This window comes from Enterococcus mundtii, from assembly GCF_003957375.1.
In the GTDB taxonomy this organism is placed as follows: domain Bacteria; phylum Bacillota; class Bacilli; order Lactobacillales; family Enterococcaceae; genus Enterococcus_B; species Enterococcus_B spodopteracolus.
Window position 1 is genome coordinate 844,376 of record NZ_CP025473.1, and the last position, 20,695, is coordinate 865,070.

At 37.1% G+C, this 20,695-nt stretch carries 16 protein-coding genes and 1 pseudogene; all 17 read left to right on the forward strand.

Annotated elements, in window-relative coordinates; all coding sequences use genetic code 11:
- Positions 1-108 precede the first annotated feature (108 nt).
- The 17 genes and pseudogenes from CYK55_RS04355 to CYK55_RS04435 all read left to right on the forward strand — a co-directional run bounded on the left by CYK55_RS04355 (position 109) and on the right by CYK55_RS04435 (position 20,689).
- Positions 109-1,032, forward strand: coding sequence for a YihY/virulence factor BrkB family protein (locus tag CYK55_RS04355; protein ID WP_126133994.1), 924 nt, complete (start codon positions 109-111; stop codon positions 1,030-1,032).
- A 77-nt stretch (positions 1,033-1,109) separates the two neighbouring features.
- Positions 1,110-2,240 carry an MraY family glycosyltransferase gene (locus CYK55_RS04360; RefSeq protein WP_034688534.1) on the forward strand — a complete coding sequence of 377 codons (1,131 nt, stop codon included), beginning with the start codon at positions 1,110-1,112 and terminating at the stop codon, positions 2,238-2,240.
- Complete coding sequence (locus CYK55_RS04365; RefSeq protein ID WP_034688532.1) at positions 2,240-3,040, forward strand: glycosyltransferase; 801 nt, start codon at positions 2,240-2,242, stop codon at positions 3,038-3,040. The genes CYK55_RS04360 and CYK55_RS04365 overlap by 1 nt, the downstream gene beginning before the upstream one ends.
- Complete coding sequence (locus tag CYK55_RS04370) at positions 3,040-3,867, forward strand: glycosyltransferase (protein ID WP_034688531.1); 828 nt, start codon at positions 3,040-3,042, stop codon at positions 3,865-3,867. Before CYK55_RS04365 ends, CYK55_RS04370 begins: the two co-directional genes overlap by 1 nt.
- A 4-nt stretch (positions 3,868-3,871) precedes the next feature.
- Positions 3,872-4,582 (forward strand): glycosyltransferase family 2 protein, encoded by a 711-nt coding sequence (locus CYK55_RS04375; protein WP_206437476.1) that lies wholly within the window; start codon positions 3,872-3,874, stop codon positions 4,580-4,582.
- Between the two features lie 98 nt (positions 4,583-4,680).
- Positions 4,681-5,547 carry a glucose-1-phosphate thymidylyltransferase RfbA gene (gene rfbA, locus CYK55_RS04380; protein WP_010735945.1) on the forward strand — a complete coding sequence of 289 codons (867 nt, stop codon included), beginning with the start codon at positions 4,681-4,683 and terminating at the stop codon, positions 5,545-5,547.
- Positions 5,548-5,560: 13 nt separating this feature from the next.
- Positions 5,561-6,133 (forward strand): dTDP-4-dehydrorhamnose 3,5-epimerase, encoded by a 573-nt coding sequence (gene rfbC / locus CYK55_RS04385; protein ID WP_126133996.1) that lies wholly within the window; start codon positions 5,561-5,563, stop codon positions 6,131-6,133.
- A gap of 23 nt (positions 6,134-6,156) precedes the next feature.
- Positions 6,157-7,185 carry a dTDP-glucose 4,6-dehydratase gene (gene rfbB, locus CYK55_RS04390; protein WP_034688524.1) on the forward strand — a complete coding sequence of 343 codons (1,029 nt, stop codon included), beginning with the start codon at positions 6,157-6,159 and terminating at the stop codon, positions 7,183-7,185.
- 450 nt (positions 7,186-7,635) lie between these two features.
- Positions 7,636-8,487, forward strand: a complete 852-nt coding sequence (rfbD, locus tag CYK55_RS04395; protein WP_126133997.1) for a dTDP-4-dehydrorhamnose reductase — start codon at positions 7,636-7,638, stop codon at positions 8,485-8,487.
- 46 nt (positions 8,488-8,533) lie between these two features.
- Positions 8,534-10,549, forward strand: a complete 2,016-nt coding sequence (locus CYK55_RS04400; RefSeq protein WP_126133998.1) for a DUF7657 domain-containing protein — start codon at positions 8,534-8,536, stop codon at positions 10,547-10,549.
- Between the two features lie 119 nt (positions 10,550-10,668).
- Entirely contained in the window at positions 10,669-11,898 is a 1,230-nt protein-coding gene (locus CYK55_RS04405; RefSeq protein WP_164546236.1) for an EpaQ family protein, read from the forward strand.
- A gap of 345 nt (positions 11,899-12,243) precedes the next feature.
- Positions 12,244-13,050 (forward strand): ABC transporter permease, encoded by an 807-nt coding sequence (locus CYK55_RS04410; protein ID WP_034688516.1) that lies wholly within the window; start codon positions 12,244-12,246, stop codon positions 13,048-13,050.
- Between the two features lie 11 nt (positions 13,051-13,061).
- Positions 13,062-14,282, forward strand: a complete 1,221-nt coding sequence (locus CYK55_RS04415) for an ABC transporter ATP-binding protein (protein WP_034688514.1) — start codon at positions 13,062-13,064, stop codon at positions 14,280-14,282.
- On the forward strand, positions 14,272-15,858 hold the full coding sequence (locus CYK55_RS04420) for a class I SAM-dependent methyltransferase (protein WP_126133999.1): 1,587 nt from the start codon (positions 14,272-14,274) through the stop codon (positions 15,856-15,858). Before CYK55_RS04415 ends, CYK55_RS04420 begins: the two co-directional genes overlap by 11 nt.
- A 31-nt stretch (positions 15,859-15,889) precedes the next feature.
- Entirely contained in the window at positions 15,890-18,028 is a 2,139-nt protein-coding gene (locus CYK55_RS04425) for a glycosyltransferase family 2 protein (protein WP_126134000.1), read from the forward strand.
- A 212-nt stretch (positions 18,029-18,240) separates the two neighbouring features.
- Positions 18,241-19,632: a sugar transferase gene (locus CYK55_RS04430; RefSeq protein WP_034688507.1), complete on the forward strand. Its 1,392-nt coding sequence runs from the start codon at positions 18,241-18,243 to the stop codon at positions 19,630-19,632.
- Positions 19,633-19,649: 17 nt separating this feature from the next.
- Positions 19,650-20,689: pseudogene (locus CYK55_RS04435) on the forward strand (glycosyltransferase family 2 protein).
- Positions 20,690-20,695: the final 6 nt, after the last annotated feature.

Here is a 20,695-nt window from a genome sequence, read left to right on the forward strand (position 1 = left end):
CTTCAATAATAAGTCAGAAAAAACCAAAATGAAAAAGCCATTTTCGATTTTTCTGACTTATTCCTCAGTGCAGACCGCTTCTTTCACAACCTTGAACAGGAGATTTCTATGAATATTTTGAATAAAATAAAACAACATAAGAATTTAATGCGTTTTATTGAGACGACGCAAAAGAGGATCGTTGATTCTGAAATGGGAACGACTTCAGTAGTTGTGGCTTATTATTTACTCTTATCTTTGTTTCCATTGATTATTGCGCTTGGAAATATTCTACCGTATCTTCAAATCGATCAAGAAACTGTCTTGACTTATATTCGCCAAGTGATTCCTGAAACGATCTATCAGTTTATTGGACCGGCGGTAAAAAATTTGTTGACACAAAGTTCTGGTAGTTTGTTGTCATTGTCAGCTATTGCAGCTTTATGGTCAGCTAGTCAGAGTATCAATGCATTACAGATTGCCATGAATAAAGCGTATGGAGTTGAAAATAGAAAAAATTTCATCATTGTCCGTTTCTTTTCCTTAATAGTTATCATCTTGTTTATGGTTGCGATTAGTGGTGTCACTTTAGTACTTGGATTAGGACAAATGATTTTAGAGGCGATTCAACCGATCTTTAAAATACCTGTAAACTTTATTGACCAATTCCAAACATTGAAATGGCCGATTACTTTGGTGGCTTTATTTGTGATCATGTTTATGATTTATTGGATTGTACCAAACGCGCAATTGAAATTTAAAGCAGTGATTCCTGGTGCTGTATTTGCAACGACTGGTTGGATGTTGTTGTCACAAGTTTTTGGAATTTATGCTCGTTATTTTGCAACGCGTGTGAGCGGTTATCAAATCATCGGAAGTTTTATCGTTTTGATGCTTTGGTTAAACTTTGCTGCGACGATCATTATTCTTGGTGGAATCATCAATGCTGTTGTGCAAGAGTACATAACAGGAAACGAAATAAAAGAACGAAGAAGCATCACATCAACATGGCTTGGTAAACTAAAAAATAAATTTTCTCAAAAAAAGAATTAGAAACACGAGTTCTTATTGTAAAATAGCGACAGTGTTTTATAATTATTAATGACTCTTTAAATAAAGTAGGTGCCCGTATGCTGGTTTCTTTTAGTATTGTAATAAGGATTTTTTTGACAATTTTATTGTCTTTGATATTGACCCCCATTTTTAAAATAATTTCAGTTCAAACTGGAATGGTCGATAAACCGAATGAACGACGAATAAACAAAGTGCCGATGCCTTCAGCTGGTGGCTTACCTATCTTTGTTTCCTTCGTGATATCTAGTTTGTTTTTATTCAAAGATATCATTCCTAAATTTTATATTCTACCTATATTGTTGGCTGCATCCGTCATCGTGCTGACCGGATTACTTGATGATAAATATGAACTTTCACCTAAGCAAAAAAGTATTGGTATTTTATTAGCGGCTTTGATCATCTATTTTGTCGCTGATATCAGGATTGATTCTTTTACCTTACCATTCTTAGGATATATCCAATTAGGTTGGCTTAGTTTTCCTGTCACCATTTTTTGGATTTTTGGGATCACTAATGCAGTCAATTTGATTGATGGCTTAGATGGCTTAGCAGCAGGGATATCTTTGATTGGCTTGATGACCATTGGTATTATTGGCTACTTTTTTTTACATGCCTCAACAGTATATATACCTATAGTTATTTTTTGTTTAGTTGCAAGTATCATCGGCTTTTTTCCTTACAATTTTTATCCAGCAAAAATTTATTTAGGGGATACAGGTGCACTTTTCTTAGGCTTTATGATGGCGGTGTTATCATTGCAAGGTTTAAAGAATGTTACTTTCGTTTCATCGATTTCTTTGTTGATCATCATGGGTGTACCTGTTACAGATACTTTTTTTGCCATCATTCGTAGAAAAGCAAATCGAGTATCATTTTCTACGGCAGATAAGAAGCATTTGCATCATCGATTGCTCGCTTTAGGCTTTACCCATAAAGGAGCTGTTTTGACGATCTACTCCATCGCTTTGATGTTTTCATTTACTGCAATGATCATGAATTATACGGGAAGTCTTGGAACGATCGCTTTGTTCTTAGTGATGCTGTTTGCTGCTATTTTATTATTTGAATTGATCGGATTGATCAATGAAAAATACCAATTTATTCTAAAAACATTACGGTTTTTAGGGAATAAAGAATACCGTACACAAGTGATGCAGAAATACTTTAAGAAATGGAAAAGACCTTAATGGAGAACAATAAAAAAAAGCCGATTTTAATTAGCATTGTGACAGCAAATAGTAAAAAAATATTCCAGACATTAGATACGATCATTGCGACGATCGGTGAAGAACCGGCAATTGAATTTCAAATTTTTGATAATAACTCGACACCTGAATACCAAGAACGATTACGCGAATATTTAAAATATCCGTTCATGAATATTTATTTCAATAATGAAAACCGAGGCTTTGGATTTGGTCATAACCATACCTTGCTCCAAAGCGCTGCAAAATATGCGGTGATTTTTAATCCAGATATTTTAGTAGATGAGCAGACGGTGATCGACCTGGTTGCGCTCTTAGAAACGCGTCCTGAATGTGCGATGTTGGCACCTAAAATCTTGAATGAAGATGGGACGACTCAATACTTGATTAGACAGCGTTTAGCTCTATTCGACTATGTACTACGTTTCATTCCTTTCAAATTTGTCAAAAAAATGTTTGATCGGCGATTGAATCGCTTTGAATGTCGTGATTTGCCAGAGGATCGTGATTCTTATGTGCGCATGATTTCTGGTAGTTTTATGGTAGTAGATGTTGCGAAATTTAAATCAATCAATGGGTTTGATACTCGCTACTTTATGTATTTTGAAGATAATGATCTTTGTTTAAGTTTTGAAAAAGCAAACGAAAAGATCCTTTATACGCCACGTTATAGTGCCATCCATCTATATGGAAAAGGGGCGCATCGTAACTTCAAACTTTTTCGAATATTTTTAAATTCAATGATGAAATTCTTCCATAAGTGGGGGTGGACTTTCTTCTAATGACACCAGAAATAGCAGTAGTGATCGTATTGTATCACCAAAAAATCAACCAATCGCCTTCTTACGATTATTTAAAAGCAGCTACCCAAGCTGGGACAGTGGAGTTAGTTATTTTTGATAATAGTCCTGTTGCACATGCTGATGTGCTTTATTCAGAAAAGAACGTCCATTATCATCATGATCCAGCAAATCCAGGCCTAGCGGTTGCTTACAATTATGCAATTGACCACATTTCAGATACGGTACAGACACTTGTAACATTAGATCAGGACACTCAGTTAGGTACTGATTATTTGGAAACTGTAGCCGAACTCACTTGGACAAAGGAGCGAGTAGCTGCGGTCCCCTTAGTATTTTCTGGTACAAAACAAATCTCTCCGGTGTGGGCAGACCACTATATCAATCGCCACTTCGAAGTGATCGAAGAGCCAGTAGTAACACGTCAACGGATTATGGCAATCAATTCTGGCGCGGCATTCTCGCTCACATTTTTAAGAGAGATCAATGGCTATAATACAGTGTTCCCACTCGATTTTTTAGATCATTGGCTTTTTTGGCAAATCAAACAATTAAACAAAGAAATTGTAGTTTTAGCCACTAGCATGACTCATGATCTCTCAGTATTAGATGATAAAAAAGTCAACGTAACACGCTATCAGTCGATATTGGCTGCTGAGTCGCTCTTTTACCAAGAATACGACCGTCAGCATTTAAGGCAACATCGGAAGCAGTTAGTATTAAGAATGACAAAGCAATTTTTGACTGTCAAGAATCGTCAAATCTGGCGAATGACTTTACGTTCGTTTGTTGATAATTGGAAGGTGTGAAATGATGCGATCGGTTTGTATAGCAACCTTTAATGGTGGCGCGTATTTAAAAGAACAATTGGATAGTATCTTAAAGCAACTTTCTCCAGAAGATGAAGTGATTATTTCGGATGATGGTTCAGTCGATGATACTTGGTCGATCTTAACAGAATATGCACATAATGATCCACGTATCAAACTTTTTGAAGGTCCTAAACAAGGTTTGATCAAAAATTTTGGCTTTGCGATTGAACAAGCTCAGGGAGACCTGATATTTTTAGCAGATCAAGATGATGTATGGTTAGATGGGAAAGTAGAGAAAATCACACAATACTTTAGCCTTCATCCAAAACAACTAGTAGTTATTTCAGATTTAGTGATCGTAGATAGCCAGTTGAATGAGCTCCATTCCTCATACTTTACCTTTAGGAGATCCAAAGAAGGCTGGTTGACGAATTTGATTCGTAGTAACTATATCGGTGCAGGGATGGCTTTTCGCTCTTCATTAAAAGAGACGATCTTACCGATACCTGACAATGTACCGATGCATGATATGTGGATCGGTTTGCTGGCGGGGAATCATGCGGGCTTTATTCGAGAACCGCTGACTCTTTATCGGCGACACGATTTTAATGCAAGTGAAATTGAAACGAAGAGTAGTTGGCGCCAGAAAATCACTTGGCGGATTCATTTGATCCAAGCACTCATTCAGCGGAAATGGAAAAAATATCTCTAAAAGATATTGTTAAATTCTCAAGAAATCCATGACAAATAGTAGGATTGATGAGATAATAACGAAAGTGAAAATTTAAAGAAAAAGGAGCGCTTATATTCATGAAAGGAATCATCCTTGCGGGAGGAAGCGGAACACGCTTGTACCCACTAACAAAGGCAACCTCGAAACAGTTGATGCCAGTCTACGACAAACCAATGATCTATTATCCAATGTCTATTTTGATGTTGGCAGGTATCAAGGAGATATTGATTATTTCAACACCTCAAGATACCCCGCGCTTTAAAGAATTATTTGGAAATGGGCATGATCTAGGTATCCACCTTGAATATGCGGTTCAAGAGAGTCCCGATGGCTTAGCTCAAGCTTTTATCATTGGGGAAGAATTTATTGGCGATGATAGTGTTTGTCTTGTTTTAGGAGATAATATCTACTATGGTGGCGGACTATCAAAAATGTTGCAACGTGCTGCCTCTAGAGAAAGTGGAGCGACCGTTTTCGGGTATCATGTTAATGATCCGGAACGTTTTGGTGTGGTCGAATTTGATGAAAATATGCAAGCTCTCTCTATTGAAGAGAAACCAACAGAACCAAAATCAAACTATGCTGTCACAGGACTTTATTTCTACGACAACGATGTGATTTCAATTGCAAAAGAAATCAAACCATCTGAGCGTGGCGAACTAGAGATCACTGACGTCAACAAAGCATATTTAGAAAGAGGAAAACTTTCTGTAGAGATTATGGGACGTGGTTTTGCATGGTTAGATACAGGCACGCATGAATCTTTACTTGAAGCTTCTACATTTATTGAAACGATTGAAAAGCGTCAAAACTTAAAAGTTGCTTGTTTAGAAGAGGTGGCTTATCGAATGGGCTATATCGACAAACAACAATTAGCTGTTTTGGCAGAACCACTGAAAAAAAATCAATATGGTCAATACTTATTAAGATTGGCTGCTGAATAAGGAGTTTTTAGTGATGAAAGTGACGGATACTAAATTAACAGATGTTAAAATTATCGAAATGGATGTTTTTGGGGACCATCGTGGTTTCTTTACAGAAAGCTATTCAAAAGCAAAATTTGCGGAACATGGATTAGATTTTGATTTTGTTCAAGATAATCACTCTCTATCTGCTGAAGCAGGAGTGATTCGTGGTTTGCATTTTCAAAAAGGGGCATCTGCTCAAACAAAATTGATCCGTGTCACTTCAGGAGCAGTCTTAGATGTGATCGTCGATATTCGTAAAGGTAGTCCGACCTATGGACAGTGGGAAAGTTATATCTTATCTGAATATAATCATCGTCAATTACTTGTACCCAAGGGATACGCGCATGGTTTCGTGACGTTGACACCAAATGTGAATTTCCTTTATAAATGCGATAATTATTATGATGCCGCAGCAGACGGTGGGATCGCATTTGACGATCCAGAGTTAGCGATTGATTGGCCGATCGATCTTTCAAAAGCGATCATGTCTGAAAAAGACCATAATCATCCTACACTAAAAGAATTTGAAGCAGAAAACCCATTTGTTTATGGTGAAATCTAACATTTGATGAGGAGAAATATTAAATGAAAAATATCATTGTTACTGGTGGAGCAGGCTTCATTGGATCAAATTTTGTACATTATGTTGTACAAAACCACCCAGAAGTACATGTGACAGTCTTAGATAAATTAACTTATGCAGGAAATAAAGAAAATCTAGCAGGATTGCCAACTGATCGTGTGGAGCTGGTTGTCGGAGATATCGCAGATGCAGAATTAGTCGATCGATTAGTGGAAAAAGCAGATGCAGTGGTTCATTATGCTGCTGAATCACATAATGATAATTCACTTAAAGATCCGTTTCCGTTTGTACACACTAACATCATTGGTACGTATACATTGCTAGAAGCTTGCCGTAAGTACGATGTTCGTTATCATCATGTTTCTACGGATGAAGTCTATGGTGACCTACCATTACGTGAGGATTTACCAGGTCATGGCGAGGGTGAAGGTGAGAAGTTCACTGCGGAAACACCTTACAACCCGTCCAGCCCCTATTCTTCAACAAAAGCTGGTTCTGATTTATTAGTGAAAGCTTGGGTTCGTTCATTTGGACTAAAGGCGACAATCTCAAATTGTTCCAATAACTATGGACCTTATCAACACATTGAAAAATTCATTCCACGTCAAATCACCAATATTTTAAGTGGTATCCAACCTAAGTTATATGGAGAAGGAAAAAATGTTCGTGATTGGATCCATACGAATGACCACTCTTCTGCCGTATGGTTGATCCTAACCAAAGGGAATATTGGGGAAACTTATTTGATTGGCGCTGATGGCGAGGAAGATAACAAAACCGTGTTGGAAATGATCTTAGAAATGATGGGTCAGCCTAAAGATGCCTATGAACATGTCAAAGATCGTGCTGGCCATGATTTGCGTTATGCGATCGACTCAACCAAGCTTCGACAAGAACTTGGTTGGCAGCCAGAGTTCACTAATTTCCGTGATGGTTTAGCAGAAACCATCAAGTGGTACGAAGAGAACCAAGAATGGTGGCAAAAAGAGAAAGAAGCAGTTGAAGCAGCTTACGCTAGAAATGGACAATAAGAAGCGAGAAATCGACTCCCTCGCACAAGCTGCCTAGATAAGAGTCAGAGACTTCCTCTTATCAGATGTTTTTCTTGCTTGAATAGATAGCTTGAGAGACTCAACCTCTTTTTAAATAGTCATTGAAGGGGCACTGCGTTTAACTGACGCTGCCCCTTTTTTCATGAAAAAGTTTTTAAGAGCGCTTGATGGATGCTCATCCTCTCGAAAAGCGAGAACCGATATGGTAGAATAAGCTTGATTCTTAGAACGTGGTTGGCACATAAGTGTTCTGCCGTTGTTTGGGGATAAGGGGGAGATAATGAGACCGTTATTTTTGTCCCATACTCCGAACAAACAGTTGAATGAATCGAATTTCAAAGATAAAGCGTTCATTAAAGACAACATGATAGCTAATGATATTTTTACAAAAACAGTTTAAAAATAAATAAATCAAGGAGCGATTGCGTTATGTTTTTATTAACAGGTGGAAATGGTCAACTTGGTACCGAGTTACGTCATTTATTAGATGAGAAAGGATTAGATTATGTTTCGACTGACGCCCAAGAACTAGATATCACAGATGCAGAAAAAACAATGGCTTATATCACAGACTTAAAGCCTGAAGTCATCTTCCATTGTGCAGCCTATACTGCTGTCGATAAAGCTGAAGACGAAGGAAAAGAATTAGATGAAAAAATTAATGTAGACGGAACGAGAAATGTTGCATTGGCAGCAAAATCAGTAAATGCGAAATTGATTTATATCAGTACCGATTATGTCTTTGATGGTAAAAAAGAAGCTGAAGAATATCTAGAAGATGATGCAACCAATCCATTGAATGAATATGGTCGTACAAAATTACTAGGCGAACAAGCAGTGCAGGAAATTTTAGAAGATTATTATATTATTCGTACATCATGGGTATTTGGTGTATATGGTCATAACTTTGTTTATACGATGCAACGTTTGGCACAAACCCATGATCGATTAACAGTGGTCAATGACCAATTTGGACGTCCAACATGGACACGCACACTGGCTGAATTTATGGTCTATGTAATCGAAGAAAAAGTACCATATGGTGTCTATCATCTATCAAACGAGAATAGTTGTTCATGGTATGAATTCGCAAAAGAAATCTTAAAAGATACAGCAGTAGAAGTAGCTCCTGTTACTTCAGCCGAATATCCACAAAAAGCGATACGTCCACAATATTCAGTGATGAGCCTGAAAAAAACGGAAGATCTTGGTTTTGTTATTCCAACGTGGCAAGAAGCACTTGAACAAATGTTACAAGCTTCTGAAAAATTAAACAAATAAGGTTTTTCCTTAGAAAAAAGAAACAACGAAGAAATTGGAGAATTTTATGGAAAAACAAACAAGAAGTGCAAGGCGAGATAAACCACGACAAACGGAAACAGAACTGACGCATCCATTGTTAGATATCCTATTGAAATTGCGTTATGTGATTGGTTTACTAGTGATCGTTATTGTTGTGACCTTCAACTTGAATGGTAGTTCGATCGGTAGCTGGGATAACTATGTATCCCAAAGAGATGATGGGAAAAAGACGGATGTGATTTTTGGTCAAAATCGAGAAGTTCGTTCAGATGAATGGCTGGTCCAAACACCTTTTTATTTCTCTCAAGCAGAATCGGGGTATCCGGTCATCAACGAAGATTATTCATTGAATGGTCAAAATATGATTATTGCCTACAATTCACCAGTGAAAGATATCACTGTTATCGGTAAGCCATTTAACTGGGGATTCTTCTTTTTAGGAAGGGATCGAGGATTATCCTTTTATTGGGCAATGAAATTGGTAGTCATGGTCCTGTTAGGATTTGAACTCCTGATGATCTTAACGAAAAGAAACAAGCCACTTTCGTTGATTGGGTCATTTGCATTGACCTTCTCACCAGCTGTTCAATGGTGGTTCATGCAACACGTTGGCGATTTGATTTTCTTTACAATTGGTTTAATGGTCGCCTTTTATCATTATTTTTATCACCATGAAAAAAAGTGGCTGCGCGCATTGATGATGTTATTAGTGGTCATATTCGGTCTCGGATTTATCTTAGTCATCTATCCGGCCCATCAAGTGATGCTCGCCTATCTATTAGTTTTTTATTTTGTCGGTTTACTGATCTATTACCGCAAAAAAATACATTGGGATTGGTTTGACGCTGTATTGATTACTGCTGCGTTGTTGTTTATTGGTATTGTCATGTGGCATTTTTGGTCAATTTCTAAAGATGCGTTACTCGCCTCTTTGAATACGTTGTATCCTGGGAATCGAGTAAGTACAGGTGGTAAATGGAAATTTAGTGAATTCTTCTATTTCTTAACGAACTGGAAAATCCCATTCGAGGATATCAATTTCTCAAATAACTCAGAAGTAGCACTCTTTTACCATTTCTTCCCAACTGTCTTTTTAGCAAGTCCATTTGTCTTGTTTGGAAAAAAAAACGACGATCAAAAAATTATTGGTCGGATCTTAATGCTCTTTTGTCTCTTCGCAATTTTTTGGATCACCATTGGCTTACCTAGAACGATGGCTCAATTGACCTTGTTATCATTTGTCCCACCATTTCGTGCGATCTTAACTTTCAGCTTTGCTGCCTTTCTATTATCGATTTGGTTTATCGCGTACATTTGGAAACACGATGTCATCCCTACGTGGTATAAATTCGTCTTATTGATTACTAATGCAGGTATCTATTACTATGCGTTACAAGGTTCCAAGATGGAAGGCTATTTCTCTGGCTTTGAGTTAACTAGTGTGATTGTTCTGGGGACACTCCTTTTAGCATTTGCACTGTTTCGACAACGCGTCTTTTTCTACCTTTCATTTAGTGCATTGATCATTGCTTCTGGTTTCTTTGTGAATCCAGTTGTCCAAGGAACAGGTGCAATTTTTGAAAAAACGTTAGCCAAGGAAATTCAAAAAATCGATCAACAGGATCCAGGTCAAGTATGGTTAACCGAAGATGAGCTCTATAATTTCACACCGGCTTTAGGGGTGAAGGCATTCAATACGGTCCGCTTTTATCCAGACAAAGCTGCATGGCAATTGATTGATCCAGAAGGGGAATATGAGCGTTTCTACAATCGTTATGCCCATACTAGAGCTTTTATTGCCAAAGAAGATACAGTCTTCAAGCTAGATCGTCCAGACATGTTCTCAGTGACTTTGAATTTTGATGATGCTGAAAAGTTAGGCATCAAATATGTCGTAACCAAGCGTCCATTAGATGACTATAATCAGCGTAATGAAGCGCAGTTCACTAAATTATATGGACCAGACGACGATGGGCACATGATCTATGAAGTAGCGTATCCAAACTATGCTACTTGGCAAACACAGTCTACTGGTCAATAAAAAATTTGTAGTTTGAAGAAGATGTGTGCAAAAAAAAGGGGATATTGGATCAGTTAGAAATCATCGTGATAACGCTGATCCAATGATCCGTTTTTAAAAAGTGTTATTTGGAAGAGGAGGTGGAAACCATTCAAACATTTGTCGAAAAATTCATAAATAAAATGAGTACTGGGATCTTGTTACTGATGCTGATCGCTCTTTTTTCTGTCTGGACGATCGGTATAGGCTCACCAGCTACTTTATTTTTATATGGACATAGCGCACAGTTCGTCACTTTTGGTGTATTTGTCTTAACAGGACTGAATATCTATAAAGCAAGAGGATTTGACTTTTTTTATCTAGGGGCAGCAGTTGTAATCTTCTGTTTCTATACGTATTTCAGTGGAATACGAGAAGGTTCTTTGGCAGGTAATCTGTTGATCCCAATCTTGATTCTGCTTGGATTGAGTGTAAAGTGGATCGAATTTGACAAAGTAGATCGGGGAATTTATTTGCTTGTCTTCTCATTTTTCCTTGCTGTGACGGTATATCGAGTATTTACAGAGATTCAAGTACCTGAAGGACAAAGTATATGGAACCAAGATAATAAATTATCCGATATTTGGATCAATACAAATACGATCGGTAGCTCGTTGATGATGCTTGGACTACTGATCACTGGTTTCGCCAGTTCATTTGAACGTTGGTATATTCGGATTCTTGGAGTACCAGCGATCCTTGCTGCATTTTTAGGAATCTGGGTATGTCAATCACGCTCGGCATTGATTGCGATCATCATTTTTGCTTTATTGGATATCTGGCCTAAAAGATTCTTTAAATTTATTCGTGCACCTTTTATCGGCTATTTAGCTATTTTTAGCCTAGCGCTACCGATATCCTATTTAGCTGCCACATCTGAAGAGATTAATCTCTTCACTGGAAGAGAGGGCATATGGCTGAAATTTTATCAAACGATTTCCGAGAGTACAAAGCAACTACTGGTTGGAATGAAGCCTTTTCTTTATTTTCGTGGGGATGAGGTTTTAGGTAATCACAATAGTTATAACTCTATTTTGAATTTATATGGATTGATAGGAATCGCAATTGTAGGAATTTTATTGCTTGTTTTTGTTGGAAGACTAACACTGAAAGCTGATTTTTCGAATGGACAACTTACATTCTTGTGGGCATTCATGGCAGTAATGATCCAATCGTTTATGGAAGATACATTGACTTCTTTCCCTTGGATACCTATTGGTTACTTGTTGTTAGCGATGGCAAGTCATCGTTATGATCAGTCACCAGGTGAGAAAATGAAAATACAAAAGGATGATCAACTGTCAACTTCAAGAGTTGCACGCTATCACTAAATTTGAAAATAAGGGGTGGGAAACAATAGTAATAGTCACTTTTGTCTGTCACCTTATAATCGAATAAATGATTGGAGCAGGAACAAGAGCAAGCGCTTCGGAAATAAGGCTAAACACTTATGTTCCAACCTCAATAAAAAAAATAAAAACGTGGGTAAGCCTTTTTTGGCAGACCCACGTTTTTTGCTTCATTGCAATTAAGTATCATCTTTTGTAAAATAGTAACGTTGATAAAAAGTTTGCTTAATAGAAAATTAAGAAACAACGAATATCGCAGTCCTTAGCTTAATATGTGGTAAAATGGCTGTTGACTGTAATTAATTGAAACTGCTTGGAGGAACACAAATGTTGAAAGATTTGTTTTTATTTATGAAGGATATCTATCAAAATCGAAAGCTATTACTTCAATTCTCGTTAAATGATTTTAAATCGCGTTTTGCGGGTTCATTTTTAGGGATTTTATGGGCGTTCATCAATCCCGTGTTTACGGTTCTCATTTACTGGTTAGTCTTTGGCTTCGGCTTGAAAGCGGCGATGACTGATGGGAAGTATCCGTTTATCGTCTATTTGATCACAGGGATGGTCCCATGGTTCTTTTTCTCAGATGCGTTTACCTCTACAACACTTGTTTTCCGAGAATACACCTATTTAGTGAAAAAAGTGGTATTCAATATCCGTATCTTACCAACAACTAAAATCCTTTCAAACTTGTACTCACATATGTTCTTTATTTTGATTGGTTTAGTCGTAACAATGGGCCATGGTATTTTTCCAACGGTCATGTCTTTACAATTGATTTATTATCTATTTTGTATGGTTGCCTTTTTGACCGGATTGACGTGGTTGACCGCATCGATTCAACCTTTTATACCTGATATCATGCAATTTATCACGATTTTGCTGCAGCTGATTATGTGGACATTACCGATTCTTTGGAGTCCTAGTCAATTTAATCCAGCAATCATAAAGATTCTAAAATTAAACCCATTGTATTATGTTGTTCAAGGTTACCGTGAATCATTCTTAAGTCAAGCTTGGTTCTGGGAACATGGTGCTTATACAATCTATTTTTGGGTAGTTACATTAATCATGTTCGTAATCGGTTCCTTAGTGTTCCGTAGATTGAAACCACATTTTTCAGATGTGCTGTAAGGAGTATAGTTATGACAGAATACGCAATTAAATTAAACAACATCACTAAATCATACAATATGTATGCGAAACCGACGGATCGTTTTAGAGAAGCTTTGAATCCTTTCAAGAAATCGTATCATGATGTGTTCTATGCATTGAAAAATATTGATGTAGAGATCAAAAAAGGTGAAATGATCGGTTTTGTCGGTGAAAATGGTTCTGGTAAATCAACGATGCTCAAAATCATTACAGGCGTTTTGACTCCAACAAGTGGAACCATGGAGATCGAAGGAAAGATTTCTGCCTTACTTGAATTGGGTTCAGGTTTTAATCCAGAATATTCTGGGTATGAAAATATTTATTTAAATGGAATGGTTCTTGGCTTTTCACGTGAAGAAGTCGATGCGATGGTGGATGACATCATTGATTTCGCAGATATCGGAGACCACGTTTATCAACCAGTTAAAACTTATTCAAGTGGGATGTTCGTACGCTTAGCTTTTGCGGTAGCGATCAATGTCAATCCAGATATTCTGATCGTTGATGAGGCACTCGCAGTAGGTGACTTGGAGTTCCAATTGAAATGTATGGAAAAATTTACGGAAATCAAAAATTCTGGGAAGACGATTTTATTTGTTTCCCATGATATCAGCTCGATCCGTCGTTTCTGCGACCGTTCTTACTGGCTAAAAAATGGTGAAGTTGTAGAATTTGGTGATACGATGGATGTGACAACCAATTACGAAAACTTCTTAAAGAAAAAATCAGTAAAAACAGTGGATCGTAACAAAAATCAAGTGGAGCGTTTTGCTGCCCCAGATATCGTCGATGTGCTAAGTGCTGAGTTACTAGATGAAAACAAGCAACCAATCGATATGTTAGAACAAGGGGAAGATCTTTATATCAAGGTTACCTATGAAGTGAAAGATGATACCATCAAAAAACCTGTATTAGGGATTGCCCTGCGAACGGTCGATAATTTCTATGTCTGTGGCTTGAATACCTTACTAGACAATATCACGATTCCTTGGGAAAAAGGAAAAAACGTTTTTTATCTCAAGTATAAGAAGTTAGGCTTACTTGCTGGCGAATACTATTTCGATGTGGCGGTTTTTGAAGAAAATGCCACTGTTCCATTAGTTTATAAAACGAAATATATGAACTTATTTGTGACGGGTTCTTATATTGGTGAAGGGATCGTGGTCTTAGATCACCAGTGGAAAGAAGGAGATCAAAACAATGAAATATGATTTCGAGATGGATTTAGATGAACAAAGTAGCGTAGGTAAGATTGTCGGACAAATCAAACCGGGAAGTAAAGTCTTGGAATTTGGTCCAGGCAATGGACGCATGACGAAACATTTGATCGGTGCAAAAAACTGTGAAGTAAGCATCGTTGAACTGGACAAAGAGCTATTTGATTACGTCAATGAAATTGCACAAGATGGTTTTTATGGCGATATTGAAAGTTTTGAATGGGCAAAATATTATGCTGGTCAAACGTTTGATTATATATTATTTGCAGATGTCTTAGAACATTTAGTGGATCCTTTGAAGACATTAAAAAAAGTCAGAGAGTTTCTAAATGAAGAAGGCGAGATTTTGATTACTTTTCCTAATCTCGTGCATAACTCTGTATTGATCCACCTCTTTAATAACGAATTGCCGTGGGCTTCGTTTGGGCTACTAGATGAAACACATAATTCTTTTTATACCCACGAAGGCTTTCAAAAAGTATTTGCAAATGCTGATCTGCACATCAACATTGAAGATTATTTATATCTAGCAGTAGGGGATACTGAATTGAAGTCAGCTTATACTGACTTACCGGAAGCAGTTCGTTATGATTTCAAAATGCGCCCATTCGGCGAAGTGTATCAGTACTTCTTTTCATTGAAAAAACACCCAAATGTAGAAGCTAAAGTCAATTCACCGCAAAATTCAAATTATGTCAAAATGATGGAGATCATTAAAAAGAGTACGCAAGAAGAAACATTACAGATCCCGTTCAATAATTATACGGGAGAAAACCAAGTATTGACTTTTCCACTTACAGAAGAACCAGCAAGTTTTATTTTTCAATTTGAAAAGCAACCAAGTTACCTTGAGTTCAGTGTTGAAGTAGACGGAGTAAAGCTTGATTTTATCGCATCGAATGCGGTCATCAAAACAGCGACAGACTGTTATATCTTTGATGGATCAGAAGCACCAAGACTAAAATTGACCGATATAAGTGGAGAAACGATCAAAATCTCTTGCCATTATCGATTCATTGGTGAATTACCAGCAACAATGGCTGAAGTCCTTAGAGAAATCAAACCCATGGCTGCTGTTCAAAAAGAACTATCTGCTGAAAACGAGAGATTAACAAAAGAAAACCAGCACTTACAAATAGAGAATAAAGAGTTGACGAAAGTCTTGAAGACTACGACTGATCGATATTTTGACTTGTTGCAGCCTAACAATTGGGCAATAAAGCCAAAAGGACGATTGGTGAGACCAAAAGAAACGGCAAAAAAAATCCAAGCCAAAGATCTTTCTCTTTGTATCGACGAAAAAAATTGGGATCCAGAAACAAAATTACTCAAAATCATTGGATGGGGAATTTCAAATGCGGAACGTAAACCTTTATCTTATAAGTTGTCTGTAGATCAATCACCATTCTTCGAGGTTCAGCAGATTGAGCGAGCCGAAGTGAATGAAGCCGAAAAACTTCCTCCCCACACAAAAGCTGGTTTTGAGATCCAGATAGCGTGTGAACAAGAAAAATCATTTTTGATCGAATTGATTGCAGAAAATGGGCAGTCTTGGCTAGTTGAAATATAAATAACTTATTAGGTAAAGGAGTACCAAACCAGTGCAAAAAAAAGAAATTGCTGTATTTATCGATAAAATCACTCGTGAGCGGGCGACCGGCGATTTATTGATCGTTGGTTGGGCAATCGATGAAGTAACGAAAGAAATTCCGACGATCCAAGTTGAAAAAGAAAATATTATAGCAAAAAATACACCAGTCGTGCGATTAGATATCAATCATCTCTATGATTTGGATGTAAAAACGCAAAGTGGTTTTAATCTTCGATTATCTGGAAAGATGAAGGGAAAAGCAATTTTAGATTTTCAAACGAAAGATCATCAAAATGGAATAGCCGTCAAATTGAATGGACGCTATCCTTATGATGATGGTATCGAGTCGAGTTTGGAAAAGAAAAAACGATTGTTAAAAAAAGGCTTGAACTATGCTCGAACGCATGGCCTAAAAAAGGCTGTACGTCGTGTGAAAATGGAATTGAAACCAGGTTCGATCGACTATGCACAATGGATCGCTAAGCATGAACAAATCGACGTTGTAGCACAAAAAACAAAAGCGCAAGCCTTTGCCTATCGTCCATTGATTTCTGTCGTGATGCCAGTTTATAACGTAGAAATCAAATGGCTAGAAAAATGTATCGATTCTGTGATTGCTCAAACATATGACCATTGGGAATTGTGTATCAGTGATGATGCCTCTACCGATCCTAAAATCCATAAATGTTTAGAACGTTATCAGCAAAAAGACTCACGGATCAAAGTTGTCTTTCGTGAGGAAAACGGACATATCAGTTTAGCCACGAACTCTGCACTTGAGATCGCAGAAGGGGAATTCATGGCATTACTTGATAACGATGACGAACTTCCTGTCAATGCATTGTTTGAAGTAGTCAATGTCTTGAATGATCGACCTGAACTTGATTTGATTTATAGTGATGAAGATAAGATCGATGCAGATGGCAATCGCTTCGATCCTCATTTTAAAGCAGACTGGTCACCTAATACTTTGATGGGAAATAACTATATCTCTCATTTAGGCGTCTATCGATTAAGTATCGTCAAAGAACTAGGTGGCTTCCGAAAAGGTTATGAAGGTTCACAAGATTATGACCTAGTTCTTCGTTTTACAGAAAAGATCCCAGCAGATCATATTTATCATATCGATCGTGTCCTTTACCACTGGCGTACGATTCCAGGATCTACAGCTAGTAGTGGAGAAGCTAAAAGTTATATTTACGATTCTGGTGTGAAAGCTTTGACGGATGCATTAGCTCGCAGGAATATCAAAGGGCAAGTACGCCCAGGGAGAATCTCAGGTTTTTATGAGATCAATTATGATGTCCTACAAGAGGATCTAGTCAGCGTCATCATCCCAACCAAAAATGGGTATGACGATTTGAAAATGTGTATTGATTCGATCATCGAAAAAACGACTTATCCTAACTACGAGATCATTGTAGCTGATAACGGCAGTACTGATCCGAAGATGCAAAATCTTTTTGATTCCTACAAGGAACAACTGAAAGAACGCTTCATTGTAGAGTTGATCGATATTCCCTTCAACTATTCTCGCATCAATAACCTTGCGGCTGAAAAAGCTAGTGGAAAGTATTACTTATTCCTGAACAATGATACCGAAGTGATTGCTCCAAATTGGATGACAACGATGGTCTCATATGCTCAGTTTGATTCGATCGGCTGTGTTGGCGCTAAGCTTTATTATCCAGATGATACGACGCAACATGCGGGCGTACTCGTTGGCATCGGTGGCGTCGCTGGTCACGCGTTGAATAATTATGACCGCACACATTGTGGCTATTTCGGACGATTAGTGATCGACGTCGATTATTTAGCAGTGACCGCCGCTTGCATGATGGTCAAAGCGGATGATTTCAAAGCGGTGGGTGGCTTCGATGAGACATTACAAGTTGCCTTCAACGATGTAGACCTATGTCTTAAAGTCTATGAACTTGGCAGAAACAATGTGTATGCTCATCAGGTTGAACTATATCACTTTGAGTCAAAATCTCGCGGGTACGAAGATACGCCAGAAAAGCAGAAACGCTTCGCGGGTGAAATCAAAAAAATGCAAGATAAATGGCCTAAATATATCGCACATGATCCTTTTTATAATGACAATTTGACAAAACAAGGAATTGGCGATTTTTCATTACGACCAGATTAACGAGTAGTTGATATACCTTAGGAGAGACTTGGAGAATATCCAAGTTTTACTTAAGGTATATTTTTGTATGACTCATTTTTATAGCAGAATCAAGCATATAAATCTGTCGCGAAAAACTTTGAATTTAGGTTACAATTTGGTTATTCACTATGTTTTTAAAGTGTGCTATGGTAAGATGATAGAGGTATTATTTTGTGGTTAGGAGTGTATACATGAATAAAAATGGAGAATGGAATGCTGCTCGTCGGATATTCATTATCATGCTGGATGTCTTAGTTTACAATGCAGCGATATATATAAGTTTCTTATTGAAATTTCAAGGAGAAATTCCCGCACGGAATTTCGAGACCTTTCAACATTCTGCAGTGTTTATATCTATTATCTTTATCGTCTTGAATATTTTATTAGGGGCATACGTCTTTTATAATCGAATGATCAGTGACATTATATTTGTGACTGTAATAGGGCAAGTATTGATGTCTTTAGGCGTAATGGTGGTAACTTTCGCTGGTCGATGGTTTGCTTTTCCACGGGCAGTTATTCTTTTATCTTTGGTAGTAGGAACAGTTTTACTAAGCTTATACCGTATCTTGGTCTACAAATTATATTTGAAAGTCAGTAGAGACAAGAAAGTAGTGATTGTTGGACTTGAAAAAGATGTTGCTCCAGCAATCCAAAATTTTCAATCCAAAAAAAATAATAAACATAAAGTTGAAGCGGTCGTTATCGATAACTATTATGAGAACATCAAGAAGATGATCGATACGATCGATATCGTCTACTTGTCATCACATATTGAAGAAAATGAAAAAATCAAGATCTATCAATTGATCACTAAGAAAGAAAAAAAATTATTCTTGAATACGACTTTTGAAAACTTAACAATGATCAATCCCAACATTATGAACTTTGAAGATGAAAGTATCATTGAAGCATCTGGTTTCAAGATACAACCAGAAGATGAATTGTTCAAACGCTTATTCGATATTATCATCTCCTTTATCTTACTGATCCTTGCATCACCTTTCATGTTGCTTACAGCAATACTAGTCAAAGTGACTTCACCAGGACCAGTGATCTATAAACAAGTCCGTATCACTAAAAATCAAAAAGAATTTTCAATCTATAAATTCCGATCAATGACAGCGACAGCGGAAGCGAAATCAGGACCTGTCTTAGCGAAAAGTAATGATGCGCGAGTGACACCAGTCGGTAAATTCATCCGTGCTGTACGTTTTGATGAATTGCCACAGATTTTTAATGTATTAAAAGGCGATATGTCGATCGTCGGTCCACGCCCAGAAAGACCTTTCTTTGTGGATCAATTCAATGCAGAAAATCCTTATTATTATTTGAGACATAATGTCCGTGCAGGCATCACCGGCTATGCCCAAGTTTATGGGAAATATGTTTCTGACTATAACAGCAAGTTACGCTTTGATTTGTTGTATATCAAAAAATATTCGTTAATGATGGATCTAAAGATCTTATTGCAAACGATCAAGATCCTTTTTGATAAAATGTCTTCCCAAGGGTTAGAAGAGGATGAAAATGCCAGCTCATTAAAAGAAATAGATTTTCCCCAAGAAAAAATTTATAGTTGAGTTGGAGGAGCTGAAAAATGAAAAAACCGATTTTCAGTATTATCGTTCCTGTCTATAATGCCGAAGATACGATCGAGCGTTCGATTAATAGATTGCAATCGTTAGAATTTAATGATTATGAAGTGATATTAGTGAATGATGGCTCTACGGATAAAACAGAACAGTTGATCCGTCAATTAGTCGACAAAAATCCTAAATTTCAATGGGTGACAACTAAAAACAAAGGACCAGGATTTGCACGTAATGAGGGGCTCAATCGTGCGAGGGGGAATATATCCTCTTTTTCGATGCAGATGACACTCCGAATCGAGCAGTATTAAAAGAATATGAACAACTTTTGAAAAAACAACCGAATGCTGATTTGATTGTGAGTTCCTTCATATTTCGAACTATTGATGATGAAAAAGTAATCTCTGAAAAGATAAATCAGGTCACCGAACATCGATATACGAAGCGAGAAGAATTTTTGCAGGACATGTACACATTGATGAATCAGCAGCTGATGTATGTTGTTTGGAATAAATGCTACCGTAAAGATTTGTTAGATAAATATAGTGTTCGATTCAAAAATTATAGTAGTTGTGAAGATCGAATTTTTAATTTAGATTATTTTGAATACTGTGATGAGGTCCTAATGAATCCTAGTATTGTTTATACCTATGAATTTCAAGGTGGCAAAGGAATAACAAATAAATATAATAAAAATAAGTTTCAAACATTTGAAGACTTTTATTTACGAGCAAATGAAGTGACAAATAATAATAATAAAGCAGGAATGGCTTCCCTTTTATTAAAAGGAACAACGTCAGTTCTTTTATCGATTGCTGAAACGTATCAGTTAACTAATATCGAAAAGAGACATGCAATAAAAGAAATTTTAAATAGTGATGTAATAAGAGAAGCGCGCTCGATTGCGTGTACTGATTCGATCATTAAAAAATTGACAAAGTTTTATTTCAACCTACCGAGTACAATCGCTTATCATACTATTATTTTTGCAAATAAGTTCCAGCGAATTAGCCCGCGATTAATCGCTTTATTAAAAAGAAAATATTAAGTTCTT